The 16742-nt window shown below is 37.2% G+C and carries 19 protein-coding genes and 1 pseudogene; all 20 read right to left on the reverse strand.

Annotation, left to right across the window (positions count from 1 at the left end; genetic code table 11):
• Positions 1-52: 52 nt before the first annotated feature.
• Positions 53-1459: a hypothetical protein gene (locus ACDD58_RS02530; RefSeq protein WP_118210399.1), complete on the reverse strand. Its 1407-nt coding sequence runs from the start codon at positions 1457-1459 to the stop codon at positions 53-55.
• Between the two features lie 57 nt (positions 1460-1516).
• The gene (locus ACDD58_RS02535) at positions 1517-2707 is read right to left on the reverse strand and encodes a DUF4885 family protein (RefSeq protein WP_118210400.1); all 1191 of its coding nucleotides are present in this window, start codon (positions 2705-2707) and stop codon (positions 1517-1519) included.
• A 400-nt stretch (positions 2708-3107) separates the two neighbouring features.
• Positions 3108-3608, reverse strand: a complete 501-nt coding sequence (locus ACDD58_RS02540) for a hypothetical protein (RefSeq protein ID WP_243102983.1) — start codon at positions 3606-3608, stop codon at positions 3108-3110.
• Between the two features lie 2 nt (positions 3609-3610).
• Positions 3611-3880 carry a hypothetical protein gene (locus ACDD58_RS02545; RefSeq protein ID WP_118210401.1) on the reverse strand — a complete coding sequence of 90 codons (270 nt, stop codon included), beginning with the start codon at positions 3878-3880 and terminating at the stop codon, positions 3611-3613.
• A 66-nt stretch (positions 3881-3946) separates the two neighbouring features.
• Entirely contained in the window at positions 3947-5482 is a 1536-nt protein-coding gene (locus ACDD58_RS02550; RefSeq protein ID WP_370775563.1) for a hypothetical protein, read from the reverse strand.
• Positions 5483-5708: 226 nt separating this feature from the next.
• On the reverse strand, positions 5709-6257 hold the full coding sequence (locus tag ACDD58_RS02555; RefSeq protein WP_008115723.1) for a hypothetical protein: 549 nt from the start codon (positions 6255-6257) through the stop codon (positions 5709-5711).
• 45 nt (positions 6258-6302) lie between these two features.
• Positions 6303-7076: a hypothetical protein gene (locus ACDD58_RS02560; RefSeq protein ID WP_006859189.1), complete on the reverse strand. Its 774-nt coding sequence runs from the start codon at positions 7074-7076 to the stop codon at positions 6303-6305.
• Between the two features lie 95 nt (positions 7077-7171).
• Positions 7172-7906 (reverse strand): sensor histidine kinase, encoded by a 735-nt coding sequence (locus ACDD58_RS02565; RefSeq protein WP_243103023.1) that lies wholly within the window; start codon positions 7904-7906, stop codon positions 7172-7174.
• 32 nt (positions 7907-7938) lie between these two features.
• A complete protein-coding gene (locus ACDD58_RS02570) occupies positions 7939-8559 on the reverse strand; it encodes a DUF6033 family protein (protein ID WP_242994368.1) in 621 nt (206 codons plus the stop codon).
• A 71-nt stretch (positions 8560-8630) separates the two neighbouring features.
• Entirely contained in the window at positions 8631-9164 is a 534-nt protein-coding gene (locus tag ACDD58_RS02575) for a DUF3879 family protein (protein ID WP_195492559.1), read from the reverse strand.
• A 45-nt stretch (positions 9165-9209) separates the two neighbouring features.
• Entirely contained in the window at positions 9210-9680 is a 471-nt protein-coding gene (locus tag ACDD58_RS02580; RefSeq protein WP_118585951.1) for a hypothetical protein, read from the reverse strand.
• Positions 9681-9760: 80 nt separating this feature from the next.
• Positions 9761-10737 (reverse strand): annotated as a pseudogene (locus ACDD58_RS02585) (transposase).
• A 150-nt stretch (positions 10738-10887) separates the two neighbouring features.
• On the reverse strand, positions 10888-11622 hold the full coding sequence (locus ACDD58_RS02590; protein ID WP_370775567.1) for a hypothetical protein: 735 nt from the start codon (positions 11620-11622) through the stop codon (positions 10888-10890).
• A gap of 31 nt (positions 11623-11653) precedes the next feature.
• Complete coding sequence (locus ACDD58_RS02595) at positions 11654-12607, reverse strand: hypothetical protein (RefSeq protein WP_370775570.1); 954 nt, start codon at positions 12605-12607, stop codon at positions 11654-11656.
• A 22-nt stretch (positions 12608-12629) separates the two neighbouring features.
• Positions 12630-13118, reverse strand: coding sequence for a hypothetical protein (locus ACDD58_RS02600; protein ID WP_008115717.1), 489 nt, complete (start codon positions 13116-13118; stop codon positions 12630-12632).
• A gap of 87 nt (positions 13119-13205) precedes the next feature.
• The gene (locus ACDD58_RS02605; protein ID WP_118671630.1) at positions 13206-14243 is read right to left on the reverse strand and encodes a DUF4885 family protein; all 1038 of its coding nucleotides are present in this window, start codon (positions 14241-14243) and stop codon (positions 13206-13208) included.
• A 208-nt stretch (positions 14244-14451) separates the two neighbouring features.
• On the reverse strand, positions 14452-14997 hold the full coding sequence (locus ACDD58_RS02610; RefSeq protein ID WP_370775572.1) for a hypothetical protein: 546 nt from the start codon (positions 14995-14997) through the stop codon (positions 14452-14454).
• 218 nt (positions 14998-15215) lie between these two features.
• On the reverse strand, positions 15216-15599 hold the full coding sequence (locus ACDD58_RS02615) for a hypothetical protein (protein WP_242986232.1): 384 nt from the start codon (positions 15597-15599) through the stop codon (positions 15216-15218).
• Positions 15559-16206, reverse strand: a complete 648-nt coding sequence (locus ACDD58_RS02620; protein WP_015516270.1) for a hypothetical protein — start codon at positions 16204-16206, stop codon at positions 15559-15561. The genes ACDD58_RS02615 and ACDD58_RS02620 overlap by 41 nt, the downstream gene beginning before the upstream one ends.
• Positions 16207-16326: 120 nt before the next feature.
• Positions 16327-16704: a hypothetical protein gene (locus ACDD58_RS02625; protein ID WP_370775575.1), complete on the reverse strand. Its 378-nt coding sequence runs from the start codon at positions 16702-16704 to the stop codon at positions 16327-16329.
• Positions 16705-16742: the final 38 nt, after the last annotated feature.

A 16742-nucleotide genomic window follows, 5' to 3' on the forward strand; every position in this document is an offset into this window, starting at 1 on the left:
TACCGTTTGTGTTGATACCTACGGATTGCAGCAATATATATGTTGATAAAGTTTACTTATTTTCATTGCCTCCCACATCCATCTGAATCTGATATCTTGGAATCGTCCCATTTTCCTTTTTATAAGCCAGAACATCATAAATCATCTGCTTATAATCATAGTATTTTGATACTGCATCTGCATGATTCACAAGGTCTGCAATATTTTCTGGCAGTCCGCTGATAAAATTACTGGAAGAAGCTCCCGTCCCGGATGTTATTTCCAAATCATCTACTGTTACGTTCCCATTTGATACCTTATTCAAAAAACGATCTAATTCCTCTACATAGCCAGCCAGACGATATTCCTGATCACTCATATTTTCTACGGTCTGTGAATGACTCAGATATGAGTTTTTTATCTGCTGCATAAATCTATCTTCCACGAGTTTTTTCACTTTTTCATTGTCTTCATCACTCAGTCCGGTCACACGCACTTCTCCCGCAGAGGAAATCGAAATATGCATGGTACTATCCAATGAAATCCCTGTCTCCTGCAAAGCATCCCTAAAATCATTCTGGAATCTCCGATCTGCTTCATCGGCTTCTATTTTTTGTATATCCTTGATGTTGCCATAGATTTTCACATAGGCTTCTTCCGCATCCGTGAGTGTTTCACCATTTTGTTTTCTTGCCAGCATTTGTGCGGCACTCTCATTTCCAGAATATTGCAATTCCTCAGGAAGTGCCTCAAACTGCTCTTTATGAAGTCTGTCAATGCCTTCTTTCTCTAAACCCTTTCTCATATTTTTCCCCGTTAAGGAATCCAGTAAGCTCTTTTCCCCATTCTGAAGTTCGCGACCATTTCTCTCCTGTGCTTTTTCAAGGGCTTGTGCTGCTGTTTTAGGCATCTCCCCCTGTGCAAAAGTAAGGGTGTAATTTTCATCCAGCTTAACGGCAGAACCATCTGCTTTTTCTATCTTTAAAACAAAATCTGAGGAATTTGACCAGTCACATGGAACTTTTATTGTCTTTGTTCCATCCCCATTATCTGTCGCCATTCCAACCTGATTGCCATCCCTGTCATAGATAGTCATATTGTAATCACAGCCTTCCGGGACTTTCATTGTAATGTAAACCGGTCTGTGATTTAAACACTGTGAACCCGCATCTATTTTCAGGTAATCTACATCACTGTCACTGCTCAATGAACCAATAAAACGATTATTCTTATTGGTGCCAACGATCAATAACGATAAATCCACAACTCCCGAACCGTATCCTTTTACCGCTGCACTTGCAGATGCCCCCGTAAAGGCATTACGATAAAGATTATTGTCTCCATCATTTTTTTCCGTCAGAACAAATTCATCACCTAAGTCCTTCATTTTTGATTGGCATACCGGAGCCGGCATATGATATGTATAATTACCACAAATATTCTTATATTGACTATGATTCTGAATGATTCCAATTCCCATACATGGTTCTCCTTCTTTCGTAATTCTTCAACCAGTTTTCCAAAAAATATTATATTTCTAAAGCACAGAATACCATTGTCTGTTCATACGATCAGCTTCATACTGGTATGTAATCAGCTGGTTCATGTCCTTTAAACCGCTCTTTCCATATAAAATGCTTAAAGTCATATCTGGCACATTGTTCCATCCTCTGGTTGATATCGTTGTAACCAGGTCATGTATCCAATTCTTCATTTGCTGCTTAAACTCTTTCGGAACTTTTCCAGAACTTTCAACTGCACTATCCACTAAGTCCAATATATTCTCTCCCGACTCCGTATAATATGTCCCATTTTTTTCCTCAAGTTTGTCTAATTCATATCCTGTATAACTATAAACCTGATGATATGCTTCGTATTTCATCTTTGATTCCTCTGTTACTTGAGAACTCTCACAGCCATCTTGTGTTGAGCAATAATAGATATGCTTATAGAGATTTTTCCCATTATTACCTACATTTAAAGCATTCTGCATCAACACCTTTGTTTCTTCATCCACACCATCTACCGTTATCTCGTAACTGTATGGATCGACAGTAAAAGTACACTCTTCCTTAATAGAAGATGTATCTACACCAGCCTGCTTTAAAATATTTGAAATCTGTGAATTTACCAATGCTCTTTCAAATTGGATTTTATCCGAATCTACACTGTCGCCGTCTACTTCAATTCCCCTGAACAAAGAATCCTGATAATTTACACCATTTATTTTTCCTGTCCGGCACATCTGCATCTCATAATTATATGCAATCCTACGTTCTGTATCAGTCAAATTAGTCTCGTAATACTCTGAACTCTTATCAAAATACTTGGAATGAATATAATTTTCTGGGTTAGAATGTGTTTTTGCTTCTGCGGCAAGCTTAGAATACTTTTCCGTTAATGCCGCCCTAAATGCTTTACCTGTACTCATATATTCACTTGTTTTCGCATTAATCTGTGTTCCTGCATTCTCAATGAGCTCTTGATTCGTTTTTTTTGCTGAAGCTATATAGGACTTTAAGTCAATGCTGCTGTCAATACTTGTGTTATGTGTTCTTCCACTTGTACTTTTTGTCAGTTTTTCCTTTCCCGATGCACTTATCGTTAAAGTATCTCTTGTGCCTCTACAACCAGTGTTTTGACTGCTTGCCGCTTTTTGTTGTTGACCAAACAGAACATTAAGCAACGACTGATTAGCATTAATTCGGCTGTTAAAAAATATATTCATAATATCACCAACCTCCTTCTTCTAATATTTTATAAACAAAATTATTGTTCATCCAATAATTTGATTATAATCATGTAATAATTCAGATTTTATCATGAGATACCATCTCAATGCTCTTTTCATAACTAGAAGCTGCTGTTGACACCAATGACTGAATATTGACATTATCACTGTTAGCATTTGAGTTATTCAATAGATTGGACAGTCTTTGTTTACTTTCATATGTCCGACTTCTATATACATCTTCCTTTTGTTTACGTTTTATCAAATGTTCCTTTTGATTTTTTTCAATCTGTTCTTCAATAAATTCCTCCAACCGCTTATGACGTTTCTCCCACCAAGTTTCTCCATCATTAGCTGTTTCTAGTCCACTCTTTCCTACCGGACCTGCATAACCATATCATTCTTCCGGTGACGCTCCAATAACATCAAAGCTAACATTATTTGATCCTACAGATAAACCTTTAACTGAATATGCTGAACGAACTCTGTTCAAAACATAGTTCTCATATTCAGGATCGTTTTTCATTCTTTCAAAAGCCTCTTCTTTAATTACAATTGCCCCTGAAGAAAATGTGGAACGAACCCATCCGCTTACGGGAAATTGAGATATTTCATTCATAACCCATTGTTTATACTCATCCAATGTCATCTCATCTTTTGATTTTTCAGAAACCACGCTATTGTTTAAAGCATTGTTTATCTTAGGCGGATAATCAATAGTCACATCTCCCGGAAATTTTACTGTATCAGATTTTTCACTACTTCCATTACAAACCGTTTCTACAATTTTTTCTGAAGATTTTTCCGATACTTTTCCACTATTCTTATTTTGTACAAAACTTGTATAGGTGTTTCTATATGGATTGACACCTATATCTCTTACATTTGCGCCAAACATAATTATTCTCCTCCTAGCTTTTTGCTTATTCCTTCTACCAGTTCTGTGTAGTCGTCAAACTGTGTACTCAATATTTCATCCTTTGAAAAAGTAATTCCAAACTCTTTTTCCACTTCTAAGAATAACTCTAAAAGATTAGCAGCAGAAAAACCAATTTTACTTGACAGAAATCTATGCTCTTTCAGCATTTCAACTTTATCCGCACTACAGCCGAACTTTTCAATAAAAACTTTATCCAACTTATCTTTTATATTTTTATTTGATACCGTCACACTGTATATTTCCTTTCTTGTTTAGCTTCTAAATTGTTCTATGTCTATTATATCTTAACAATTTAATCAAAGTACTTTTCTGAAACTGTACTCATACATATCCGAATACATGTTATCATGCGGTTGGGGCGTCAGCCTTCTATCCAATGCCGCCATATCCACCGTAAAACCACTGTCTGCCACAGAAAAAGCACCATTACTGAATTTAAACTCCGAAGTGAAGTCTGGAATCCCCAGATCACCGCTTGTCCTATTATGTCCTATAATATTTATCAATGCATCCTTTATCCGCTCTATCTTGGCATTGTCTTTTGTTTTGTTGATCAGATTAGCGGCTTTTTCCGGCAGCCCGCCAATCTTTCCGTCTGGTGTCAGGTAAAGGTTCTCCAGAGAAATATCTTCTCCCGTAACTCCTTTTAAGTAACGCCTGACTTCCTGCACATCCGTGGCATACTGCCATGTATTGGACGTCAGATTTCCCACACTGTCAGCAATTCCTGTGTAATACTGATACATCCGGTCACTGTACTTTTCCTCTACCAGTTTCTGAACCTGCTCCCGAACCTCTTTGTCTTCAATGCCACTCACCGTTACATTCCCATTGCTTTCAATTTTTATCTGCATTCCCTCCAGCTCATCACGAGAGATCCCTTTGCTTTCCAGATCCTTTACAAAATCCTCGGAAAAATCATTTTTCAGTTCCGCCTTCTGCTGTGCTTTCTCAAAATCTTTCAGGTTTGCAAAAATCTTCACATACTCCATTTCAGCATCATCCAGTGTCTTTCCTTCCGCCATGTTCTGCAACAATTCATCCACTGTGCGCCCGCCTTTGTATTTCTTTTCTTCCGTCAGACTTTCAAACTGCTTCTGGTGGAGTTTATCCATTTCTTTTGTATAATTTTTCTCTGTATCCATCAGGACTTCATTATATTTGTCGAGGTATTCCCTCCAATTTTCATCTTTCCGGCTGTATGCACCGTGAAGGTTCCCGAATGCCTCCCTTATGGCATCGGTCTTTTCCTGTTCTTTATTTTCCGTAACCTTGAAACTGATTTTATAATAATCATGCGGAGAAACTTCTTCCCCATTTTTGTTTTCTATTTTGATACAATATTTATTGGTATTTGTATCCCAGTTCGGGATGGTCAGTGTTTTACGTCCTTCCCCGTCCCATTCTGCCTTTCCGACCTGATTGCCATATTCATCATATAAGGTGAGGTCATAATCACAGCCTTCCGGCATGTCCATGTATATTTGAACCCCAAAATAATTCTGTATGGTTCGATTAAATGGAATGGAAAAGTTGTAGAAATCCACATCCTTTTTATCACTGAGATTTCCTTTCAGACTGCTGGTTTCGTCCTTAATCAGAAAATCCAGATCCAGAAACGTACTTCCCTTCTTCTTGTCCGAAACCTCATAAGTGGTATGCTGTCTGCGATAAGTGTCATTGCTGCCAAGTGTACAGGAATCTTCCTGAAGTGTCATATTTTTCTTCAGTTTCCCTTCAAAAAATGCCACTGTTTCCTTTCCAGACATGAAAAAAATCGGTTTTTGACGAAATGCCGCCCCATATGTAGAATGATTACTGTTTATTTCCATTTCTTATCCTTCCTCCCGAAAAATATCTTACCTGTATTCTTATGCTTTCCTGTCAAAAGATGAGCCTACAGTATAACAGGATTATCCGGTAAAATAATACTGCTTTTCTCATATGCTGCCGCCGCCAACTGGCTATTTAGATATTCGTTTTGTACAGCTTTTCGTCTTGCCTGTGCTCTTTTTACTGCTTCCTTTTCCTGTTTCTTCAAAATTATAGAAATTGATACTATGCATATGTATCAAAACCTACCTTATTTTTAGTTGTCGCTTCTATAGCAATCATATTTTCTGTTTTTTTATCTTCTTTTTCTTTATCCTCTTTCATTCTCTCCAGCCATTTGTCAATTTCTGAATCCGTACCAGTCTCTCCAAAAATGCCACAGGTTGTCATTTCGGTTCCATTATTCGTAAACTTAAACTCCACTGATATCAGTTTACTACCATGACTTATTGCCGCCTTCTGTGCATTTCGTATAACATCTGGCATAATTGCTAAATTTTCCTCAAGCCATTTCGCAGTTTTTTCATCTCCACATGCCTTTCGCATTACACTTCCGTCAATCAATACAGAAGCATTTTTGCATGGAGTCAAACATTTATACTTGTTAGTCAAATACTTTGAATAGTCTGATACATTTTTAAACTTATTGGCTGAATTCATAGTGTATCCTGCATAATAATTCTTTTCACTATTCTTTGATGGCTTTACATTTTCATTTTTTACATTTCCGTATGTGTATGTATTGGCATACGATGATACTCCATTAATTCCCATACTGCATCTCTCCTTTCTATTTAGCCTTGATTTTTTATTTGCAGGCTATTGGGTTTTGTTCGATACGCTTACTGCCATTGTAAAATTTGTCTCATAAGAAGCTACTGCCTGACTTATTGTGACAGTCTTAGCAGACGAACTACTCTCAGCCACCAATCGAGTTCTGGCATCCTGAGCGGATAACCTTTTATTTTGCGCATATTCTTCATAAGCTGTTCTTTCCGCTTGTTTTTTCTGAATCCGCTTTTTTTCCTGTTGTTTCTTTACCTGATTTTCTATTCTCTTTTTATTTTCTATTCTGCGCTCCCAAAAACTATTTTTTGACTTATCATTAAAAATCTTCCCACCATTCCCATTGTTATAACCAGCACTCCACATCTCAGCATGACATTCTTCTTTTGATGCTCCATAATATATTGTAGAAAACGCTCCTCCGCATATACCGGACCATTTATCTGGTTGTGACCAACCCACTTGCAAATCATTTAATACCCATGCTTCATACTCTGGATCATTCTTCATTGCTTCAAAACCCGCCTCTGAAATTGTAACAGATATTGACTCGCCTGCTCTTGTGGGGTGCATTGGAATTTGAGATATTTTATTGTAAATGTACTGCTTGTATTCCACCATCGTCATATCTTTAGCAGACACAGAACCTATTTTTGAATTGCCCACTATACTTCCACTAGCTTCGCTCTTTTCTCTTACACTATCCGCAAACCTTGTATCTTCCTTCTCCTGATCTTTAGCCGCATTTTTCTGTTGGTACTGATTGTAAGCCCGTGTCATATAGTTCACATTAATTGTATTACTCATAGTAACCTCCTTTGCTTTCTTTATCGGATAAAATAACCTGTTCTCCTAGTCCCATATCATCAAACGACCATATTACGCATACAAAGACCATCTCTTTACAAGATGACCACTGCCTTAAATTCATTTTCATCGCAGGAAAGCACCATATCACCGCCATATTTATCCACAACTGCTTTTACATTTAACAATCCAATGCCGTGATGATCCCCTCTTTTGCTCTTTATTGTGTCATTTTCAATTTCCACCTTTTCTGTCACCGGATTTCTCACCGCAAATATCAGTTTATGATCTTCGCACTCTAATTTCAGATGAATGACCGCTTTTCCGGTATTTTTCAGTACCTTTTCACTCTCCCGGATTGCATTATCCAGTAAATTGGAGAGCAGAATCACGATCTCTTCCTCCTCCAGACAGATCTCCTGCAAATCCCCTACTTTTAGGATCACTGCTATGTGTTTCTCCTGCATGCTGCGGTACTTCTGGTTTAAAACAGCATTGACCACCGGATGGTTCGTGTTGATTGCCGACATCTCGACAGCTATGCTCTCTGTCAGCTTCTGCGTAAATGAAAGTGCCTCATCTGTGTGTCCATTCTTTATCAATGTCTGGATCGTGGAAAGCTGATTTTTATAATCGTGCATTTTTCTTCGCTGACGCTCATAGATTTCTTCCCGATCCTGATAATCTGCAATCCGGTTTTTCTGATTTTGTTCTGTAAGCACCGCAATTTTTATTCTCTCTTCTTTTTCAATGGTATTCTGCATGAACTCCATAAGGATAAGGTTAATCGCAACCAGTCCCACCGAAAGAAATAAAAATACATTCTGCATGTCAATACATCCCGGCATACTCATATCAGTTTCTATGCCAGCACATCAAATGTCGAAACTCCATTTTCTGTCACTCCTGTAGAAGTTGAAGTACCTAGCAGTTCCACCAGTTTTCCTGTTAGGTCTGCCACATCTTTTCCATCAATTTTCAGATTATATTGCCGTTCTTCCTGCTCCTGTTTTTCGGCACGCTGTTTTTCCAGCCGTTCCTCTGTCTCTTTCTTTTCTGCTTTCCTTTTCTCGAGTCTTTCTTCAAGTTCTTTCCTTGCTTTTTCTGTTCCCGGATCAACCTCATCTGTTACCAGTACTTCTTCTGTTATGCTATCATATCCATTTATTGTATCCGTTACACTCAGTACCTTACAGCCACGAGCACTTTGAGCAGCTTTCAATTTTTCGATACTTTCCGGTATTAAAGATAGATTATACTCCAACCATTGTTTTGTCTTTTCATCTCCCATAGCCTTTGACAAAAGAGAACTGTTTATATTTACGGAATAATCCCTGCTTCGTAAACAATCGTATTTTTGTGTTAAATAGTTCTTATATTCATGGGCATTCTTATATGTCCTGCCCGTTTTGTTTCCAGCATTTTGTGTATTGCCATAACTATTCGTATATGACGCATAAGTTCCTATTCCTGTAACTGCCATATTAACATATCTCCTTTCATTATTCGGAGTCCTTCCAACTATGCCACCTGTTGGATTTCTCTCACCTACATCTATACTTTAAAATCTAATCCACCAAGAGTATCATCCATCTGATCTAAAATACTTGTATCAAATGCATCTCCCGGCTTCCATCCAGGATTATTTTTCTTTACCAGTGTCTCCATTCTTGAAGCATAATCTCCAGCCATTCTGCTCAATGTCCACGAAGCGGAATTTCGCTGTTCAGAAGGAATCGTATTCAAATACTGTTTGATTACATCATGTCTCTTGCTTTCTTCTGGTATATATGCACCATTGCTACTGATAAAATCCTGCTTTACAACCTTTTCTAAATCCGACTTCACCTTATCCGATACAGACACTATCTTTTTCCAATCCTTACCATTGATACAACGGTCTGCCTGTTCCTTTGATAAAAAAGGTACACCATCTTTATTATAGTAATAATTGTTATTTCTATATTGACACCCAGAATCTACGGTCGTAATCCCAGTCTGCTTGTGTGAAGAATTTTTCTGAAATAAGAATTTGTTTATTAGCAAACTTTGCGAAAATAAATTTTTATTGTTAATATTTACATTCATATTTCACTCTCTCCTATAATACAAAATTGTAGCCACATTACATTTTTAATATGTATAATATACTTTTATTGTTTCAGTGGATGTTGAAACTGTTCCTTTTGTAACAATCCATATTTTCCACTTGCCTGACGGATCAAAACCATTAAAATCATTAATTGTTATTGTTCCACTCTTACTTACTGTTGTATAATTAACATTTCCATTGCCATCTTCTACATATAAATAAAACGAATCACTTCCTGAACTAACCCTACTATACACCTCTATTTTTAAAATCTGAGGATTTGATCCACTTACAGACCCTGATGAAACAGTTGAAATATTTGATACTGTCCCATATACAGAATTTAATTTTGTTGTTGTCTTAGTCCAATAATTTGTAGCCCTCACTGATACAGTAGAATTTATAGTTATTGTTTCTTCTGCCGGTGCAACTTCTGCTGCCGATACAGGAGTTACAAGAAGAGCTGTGCATAATACGATTCCACTCAAAAAATAAGATATAATTTTCTTCATCGTAAATACCTCCATAATAATATTTCAAAATAATATGGCTACAATTTCTTTCATCAATTTTTAATCACCAGTTTACAACTTTATAAATGGTAGACTTGTTGATGAATCAACCGATTTAAAGCCTTTTTCACAGCATTTGTTTTTATGTGTGTTTCGACATTTTTGACGAAAGTGGCAAAAAATATCTGTCTGCGAATACCCTGGCTTAATTCAAAACGAAATTCCTGTACACTCTTTGTGCGATATTCAGAAAAAGTTTTATCCTGATACGGCAAAAGTTTCATGGCACAATAGCTGATATTGATCAGATTGACCAGCATTTCAATCCCTTTGCAGCTCCGCACCATATAGCTGCAAAAAGACCAGAATGTTTTCTGCTCATAGTCGCTTGTCTCAATATTCCAGCGAAATGAGTACAGAAACAGTGGGATATATTTCATCCAGTCACTGCCGGTCTGATTCAATGGTGCTTTTTCCTGCCATGCACAGAAAATCTGCAGTTCTTCTGGAAAAATCGTACTGAAAACAGGCGTTTTTTACCATGCTCTTTTTCTGTGGCTGTGACATAAGCCAGAACTTCCTGATTGCCAAAGATTCTGGTAAAGACACGGCGGACACCGGTATAGTAATCACCGATTTTTTCACCGGAAAAGGTAAAGTCAGTCTCAACAGAAAGCTGTTTTCCATGTTTAGCCGGACGCCCCCTGCGGCCGGTATGTGCAGGAGCAAGGTCATACATAACAGAATCAATCCTTGCATTACCAATAAGATCCAGGTTCGGATATTCATTGACAATACAGACCAGATTTTGTTTCGTATACCAGCTGTCACAGAGAATAATGACATGTTCCCTGCTTTGAAATTCAGGCATGACTTTACGGATCATGGTGGCAGCAAGTTCCAGTTTGGATTCTTTTTTCTTCCACATACGGTATCCAAGCGGAACGGAAAGATAAGAGATCTTATCCTGATTCCACACAGGTACGCAAAGCATGATACTTACAAAACAGTGTCCATTCAGATAGTTAGAACTGTTTTGTGCAGCATGGTCAAACAGTTTTGAAACGTTTTCTCAAATATTAATCGTCAATAAATTACAATCAGGCATTATTAACATTTGTGTTTGTCATAATCATATCGAATGGCTTGAGTATTTAATTTCCATCAATGTAAACTTATCTTCTTCCAAAGCATTAATCTTTAGCCTTTAAATTTTAACACTCATCAATAACTGCGATAACTGATTTTGATTATGATGAATCATTGTATATTTTTCCTTAAATGATGTGATTGCACCATACATTTTCTCAGTTAAATTTTCTGGGATTTCGTCCTTTCCCTTTGTTTTCTGTTCCCCAATGTAATCTGACGCTAATGCAGACCTTGATGTAATTTTTGAAATTTTATTCATTTCTTCACCGATAATTCCACGGGCATGCTGATTTGTTGTCTCCATTGTCACAAAATCATCCACCGTTTTCTTATATGCTACATCTAAATTGCTTAATTCTTCATCCCGTGTAAGCTTACGAGGTCCATTTTCATCAGCTACATATATTTCTCTGGTTCCATTTTCATAGCCCTTCACAATTTCATCATATAATTCTGCGTATGCTTTAACATAATTATTTGCCTTGTCAGTAATATTTAAGACACTTTTTCCTGTATCAACATTTTGATTCTGCTGTGCTGCCTTCTTTTGAATTTCATAACTATAATCAATATCACTGATTTTTTTACTCTCTAACAGTTCCTTTCTTTGAACCACATCATCATATTTTTCCTGTCCACTCTGCTGTATACGATTACGATAATACTCCAATCCCTCATTAGAAATCGAAAGCTTTACGGATTGTTCCATCGTATGTTTTTCATTTGCCTGCTTATTTTCTTTCTGAACTTTAGCATCATTTTTTTCTATTATGGGATTCATATTATTCATATAACTAGATATTTTCATATTTTTACCTCTTTCAATTATTCAAATATCCCTGATCCAGTTCTTCTTTCGACCAGACTCTTTCATACGTTCCACCAATTTCGTCAAAAACCTTTTGCCATGTAGAAAATTTATGGATTTCCTCCATGCTATCCTTGTTATTCTGAAGCCATTCATACAGCTTTTCATACATAAAACCAGAAAACCGGACACTCCAATTGTTTTTATAATTTTCATTGTCACTGTATGACATTCCATCAGCTCCTATGGATATAATTCCCTGATCTGTCCGTTTTGCCATTCCTCTAATCTCTAAATCAGCCCAGATAAAACCTTCTTCCCGACTCTCAATTAAATTAGGGTATTTGTCAAAATACATCTCCGCTAATTCTTCATACCTCTTCCGATCCGCTTCATTTTGCAGAAGAACCTTGCCACCTCTGCCTTCTTCACCGTCTTTTACTAAATACTGGATGCCGGTACCTGAATGTGTATTTAATGTAAATCCCTGCAAAGTCTCCACATCCAGCGAATCTTTATCCATTACATTCTGCAATGCATCTTTTAATTCATCATCTAATACCAGGGCATCGTAACTCATCGTTCCATGCTCAGAAATCAAAAACTGCTTTCCTGTTGTTTCATCCTGTCTTATTTTTATATCAGAATAGGAAAATGCCCCCAAACGCTCCCCGTCTTTATTGTATATATCAAAACATTCAGCTTCATTATCGGGTACGATTCTATAATTTTCGGATTCGTACTCTGAATATTCCTGTTTCAAAGTATTTATCGTTTTTCCTGACAGTGCCAGATAAGAATCCATCACTGTACTTTTCTTAGCACGATTGATATCCGCTCTACTGCTAATATCCTCCTTATCCACCGTCTGAGCCAAAGTGTCAGCCCACTTATTCTGGTTCCGATTTGGTTTTAGGTTGTTATAACCTGTTGAATAACGGCTCTCCGCTCCTATACTTCCAATCATTTTTTAAATTCCTCCCGACATTTTATTCTCTTATTTTAGATGCCAACACGGTATAAAATTCTTTTTCCTGTTGCAGATATGCTGCCCTTTCATCTGTAACGGCTGCCAGCGGATTTTCTATTCTCTCCAATACTTTGTCGATAGCTGCTAAATAACTTTCTTTCGTTTCACCAAAAATATTGTCATCACCACCTGTCAGAAAATCCTGCTCTACCGATAGCTGCGTTAATATACTGGTTACATCCGTCTGAAATGGATTAAAACCAGTTTCTTCCAATGTTTCCTGCCATGCTGCCTTGACACTCTGCGGCACTGTCTGAAGGTAATAACCACTCATATAAGCAATCTGCTTTTTGGTTTTTTCGTCTGCAAACTGATAGGTTCTGTTATTCGCTTTTTTTGTACTTTTTCCTTTCGATGGAATATAAGACCAGTTTGGTTCTCCATTACTACCAGAAGTAATTAGCTGTTCCCTTCCAACTGTTCCTATATTTGAAAAAGAGATTCCCATAAATCCACCTCCAACAGCTTGAGGTTTTCGTATAAAATTTTATTCAACCACTTCTTAAAGCGGTTCATACTTTCTGTCATCCATTGGTCACACTCTAGCTTCAAACATACTTTGGCTAACACCTTTCATCCACATATTCTGTGCTGCTCCATATCCTTTTTCCTGCCCTATATCATACAATCCACTGCTGTCAAAGCCTATTTTCAACACTAAATCATTTTCTTTCTTCCAGCCATTCTTAGCATATTCTAGCCATCTCTTAGAATAAAGTTCATACCCTGCACCATTTTTAGATTTTTCCTTAAACAATGCAAGTAAATCTGTACCATCCTCTGCAATAAAAGTACCATTTTTATATGTCGCATTGCGTGCATCATACCCGGTTGTCTCATACACTTCATGCCATAAAGAATATTGGTTTGCCTTTGTCATATTTGCCTGCGAATTAACAATTTCATTATCTGCATCATGCGTACAAATCCACGCATGTGTCCATATATTTTTCGCATTATCCCCTTCATTCAGTAATTTTTCTATCTGCGATAATGTATCTCTATCTGCATTTCCGGACACCTTTAGCTGATATGTATATGGGTCAATAGAAAATACCAAATCTGCCTGTTTTGATATTGATATCCCATTCTTTGAAAACAGATTTGATATCTGCTGATTTACAACACTTCTGGCATACTGTTTTTCCCTGTCAGTATTGCGTACATAACCAACACTTCTTGAACCACCTGTATATACATCCTTGTAATTTCTTAATGCATAATCATACCGGGCAAATCCAGCCGAATATTTTCCTCCTGTTTGTAACATTCTTTTCTCATTGCGGTAAGCTATGGAACGCTGATCTTCTGTCATATATGAGCAAAAATTAGGTGAGGTCACATCACAATATTTTGATTCGATATATGCCATTGGATCAGAATGAGACAAATTTTCTTTGTACACTTTATCATAATGCTCCTGCAAAACTTTTTGTACGAAACGATCCTCCTCTGTAAGTCCATCATACTGATATCCTACAGTTGTACCAGCGCTGGAAGTATTGGGCAGGTTGTTTAAATCCCTGCCCGCTGGAATGTTGTTATAATAGTCAGAATTATTTACAGTAACCATATTATCCCCCTGCCTTATATAAGTCTTATAATCTGTATCATGTAAATCATACTGGAACCTTATCGATAAACTTTTTTCATTTTATTTTCCACATTTTTTCTTCATTATTCGGAGTTCTTCCGACTATGTCACCTATTAGATTTCTCTCAGCCTCAATATGATATGTAATCCAAGTTCTCTTTTTTTCCTATGTTCAAATGACTAAGCACTATTTATACTTACTATTTGCATTTGGCAAATTAAGATATGTATCCATACTTTTCGTCCAAAGCAACGATAAGTCAAACCTTCCCAATTTGTTTAAATCTTCTATGTTTTTTTTGAACATTGCGATAAAATCTCTTCTGTCGTTAAGTCCCATATTACCAGCTTCAAGCGGCAGAGACGTGAAACCTCCCTGCTTTTCCACTTTGTAATGTGCCTCCAATGCACGCATTTCGACTACTGTAGCATTTGATGGATTAACATCATTGATATAAATTCTTTGCTCAAACTCTTTCCCGTTTTCATCCACACCTTTCGCTAACACCACAGGATTTTCATCCGTCGAATCATCCGCATATTTAAGACAATAAGAAAGACCTGTACCATTACCTCCTGTCCACAACATATTATCTGTTGTAAATATCTGATATACCTTCGGTGTTTCTGCCGTATAAAATGTCTTTTCCGCAGATGCAGGTGCTTTCATATAATTACTTTTTTGTTGACCGTACAATGAAGATACGGTATCCAGACCAGAACCAATGTTCATATTTCTGTTCCTCCAATCATTTTATCTGAATTGTACCGTCTGCCATGACAAACTGTACATTTAACCCAGACATAATATCTTTGTGCTGAGTCTGTTTATATGCTAAAATTTCCCGAATATCGCTTGCGTAATCCTGATAGATCAGATTCCCTCCCGAATTATTTAATAGGTCATCCAATGCTTTCGGCAGACCATGTCCCTCCTATTTACCATTGCATCTACCCATTTATCACATTCATTCCTTTTGAAATGCTTTCAACTTTCACCGAATCCTCAAATGTGACTGTCATCTGTGTATCGTAAGTTTTCCATTCAAACTGTGACCAGCTTACACCGTTACCGGTATGATCATAAGCCTTGATTGCATCGTTATATTGCTTTTTTTGTTTTTCTGAATATTCCGGCACATTTTCAGTATTATTTATTTCCAACAACATTCTTAAACTATCCGGCACTCCATCTAACGCTTTTCTCCACGCTTCACTCTGTTGCTTTGCAACCGCCATCTCATACTGCATAACATAATCCTGATATGCCTTTTCTCTCGCGGCACTTGCTTCTTTATCTACCTTTAACAACTGCCGTTTGGTATCTTGCTTCATAAGCATTAGACGCTTTTGACAACAGCCTTTCATTGTTCCACGACCGTAATAATCGGCTTCTTTCCTGTTCCTGCTTTGCAATCTTTTCATTCAACATTTCCTGCTGCTGTTTTTTAACCTGCGCCCGTTTTTCCAGATATTCTTCCAAAAGCTCTTTTTGTCTATCTTTCTTGTTGCTTGTCTTTTTATAAAAACTGTTTTGTGAACGAGCATAAAATTCCGATTGATTATTAACACCAGACCATGAATCGCCCCTATAATCTTTAGCAGTAGCTCCTACAGTGAGCACCATAGAAGCTTCCAACGGTGCAAAGGACGAAGTTAAGTCACGTTTAAGTGCTGATAATATCTTTTCCCTGTACTCCGGATCATCTTTCATATTCTTAAATGCTTCCTCTGATATGTTGATAGCCACATTGGTTATAGTTCTATTTCTGGGTATCTTATCAATTTCAGCATAAAATTCCTTTTTGAAAATCGCCATTTCTTCCGCTTCTGATAATTCCTTTGTATTGCCCGTTTCTCCCGTGCTGTTTACGCTCTTTGTACTTTTCGTTGTTGCAACATTGTTCTGATAATAACTCTGTCCTACTCCACTAATAGCCATTTTTAATCCTCCTTTATCAGCACTTTTTCATGCCTTTATATCAAATAGGCGTTTGCGAAACGCCAAAAGCCGCATAAATACGGCATTTTTTGTTGTTAAAATAAAATATCTCCTCAAGATTTATGGTAAAATAGAGTTGCGAGAAACTATCAACCAATCCTGATATGCCTTTTCTCTCGCAGCACTTGCTTCTTTGTCTGTCTTTAACAACTGCTGCTTGGTATCTTCCGTCAATTCCACCTCTTTACCATTGACCGTAACATATCCTCTTGCAACTGCCCTGCTGACCATTGCAGAATCAGAGAAATGCACAATATAAGAATTTTCTTTATCTCCTTTTGTGATACCCAATACATCCTTTCCAGATGTTGCTGTGATTTTTTCTTGTCCGCATACCTTTTTACTTTCTGCATTCTGTTGGCTATAATGCGGATATTTACTATATAAATTTTTCTGTCGGTCATAGATGGAATCAATCTGTTTATTTAAAATGTTCATAGTCCACTGCCCTCCCTTGCTTTTTCCTTATTATTTCA

Source organism: Roseburia sp. (assembly GCF_041325975.1).
GTDB lineage: Bacteria > Bacillota > Clostridia > Lachnospirales > Lachnospiraceae > Roseburia > Roseburia rectibacter.

Excerpts from the sequence above, each read along its gene's own strand:
- ACDD58_RS02530 (WP_118210399.1), bottom strand. The coding sequence starts at position 1,459 with ATGGGAATTGGAATCATTCAGAATCATAGTCAATATAAGAATATTTGT.
- ACDD58_RS02535 (WP_118210400.1), bottom strand. The coding sequence starts at position 2,707 with ATGAATATATTTTTTAACAGCCGAATTAATGCTAATCAGTCGTTGCTT.
- ACDD58_RS02540 (WP_243102983.1), bottom strand. The coding sequence starts at position 3,608 with ATGTTTGGCGCAAATGTAAGAGATATAGGTGTCAATCCATATAGAAAC.
- ACDD58_RS02550 (WP_370775563.1), bottom strand. The coding sequence starts at position 5,482 with ATGGAAATAAACAGTAATCATTCTACATATGGGGCGGCATTTCGTCAA.
- ACDD58_RS02555 (WP_008115723.1), bottom strand. The coding sequence starts at position 6,257 with ATGGGAATTAATGGAGTATCATCGTATGCCAATACATACACATACGGA.
- ACDD58_RS02560 (WP_006859189.1), bottom strand. The coding sequence starts at position 7,076 with ATGAGTAATACAATTAATGTGAACTATATGACACGGGCTTACAATCAG.
- ACDD58_RS02565 (WP_243103023.1), bottom strand. The coding sequence starts at position 7,906 with ATGCAGAATGTATTTTTATTTCTTTCGGTGGGACTGGTTGCGATTAAC.
- ACDD58_RS02570 (WP_242994368.1), bottom strand. The coding sequence starts at position 8,559 with ATGGCAGTTACAGGAATAGGAACTTATGCGTCATATACGAATAGTTAT.
- ACDD58_RS02575 (WP_195492559.1), bottom strand. The coding sequence starts at position 9,164 with ATGAATGTAAATATTAACAATAAAAATTTATTTTCGCAAAGTTTGCTA.
- ACDD58_RS02580 (WP_118585951.1), bottom strand. The coding sequence starts at position 9,680 with ATGAAGAAAATTATATCTTATTTTTTGAGTGGAATCGTATTATGCACA.
- ACDD58_RS02590 (WP_370775567.1), bottom strand. The coding sequence starts at position 11,622 with ATGAATAATATGAATCCCATAATAGAAAAAAATGATGCTAAAGTTCAG.
- ACDD58_RS02595 (WP_370775570.1), bottom strand. The coding sequence starts at position 12,607 with ATGATTGGAAGTATAGGAGCGGAGAGCCGTTATTCAACAGGTTATAAC.
- ACDD58_RS02600 (WP_008115717.1), bottom strand. The coding sequence starts at position 13,118 with ATGGGAATCTCTTTTTCAAATATAGGAACAGTTGGAAGGGAACAGCTA.
- ACDD58_RS02605 (WP_118671630.1), bottom strand. The coding sequence starts at position 14,243 with ATGGTTACTGTAAATAATTCTGACTATTATAACAACATTCCAGCGGGC.
- ACDD58_RS02610 (WP_370775572.1), bottom strand. The coding sequence starts at position 14,997 with ATGAACATTGGTTCTGGTCTGGATACCGTATCTTCATTGTACGGTCAA.
- ACDD58_RS02615 (WP_242986232.1), bottom strand. The coding sequence starts at position 15,599 with ATGAAGCAAGATACCAAACGGCAGTTGTTAAAGGTAGATAAAGAAGCA.
- ACDD58_RS02620 (WP_015516270.1), bottom strand. The coding sequence starts at position 16,206 with ATGGCTATTAGTGGAGTAGGACAGAGTTATTATCAGAACAATGTTGCA.
- ACDD58_RS02625 (WP_370775575.1), bottom strand. The coding sequence starts at position 16,704 with ATGAACATTTTAAATAAACAGATTGATTCCATCTATGACCGACAGAAA.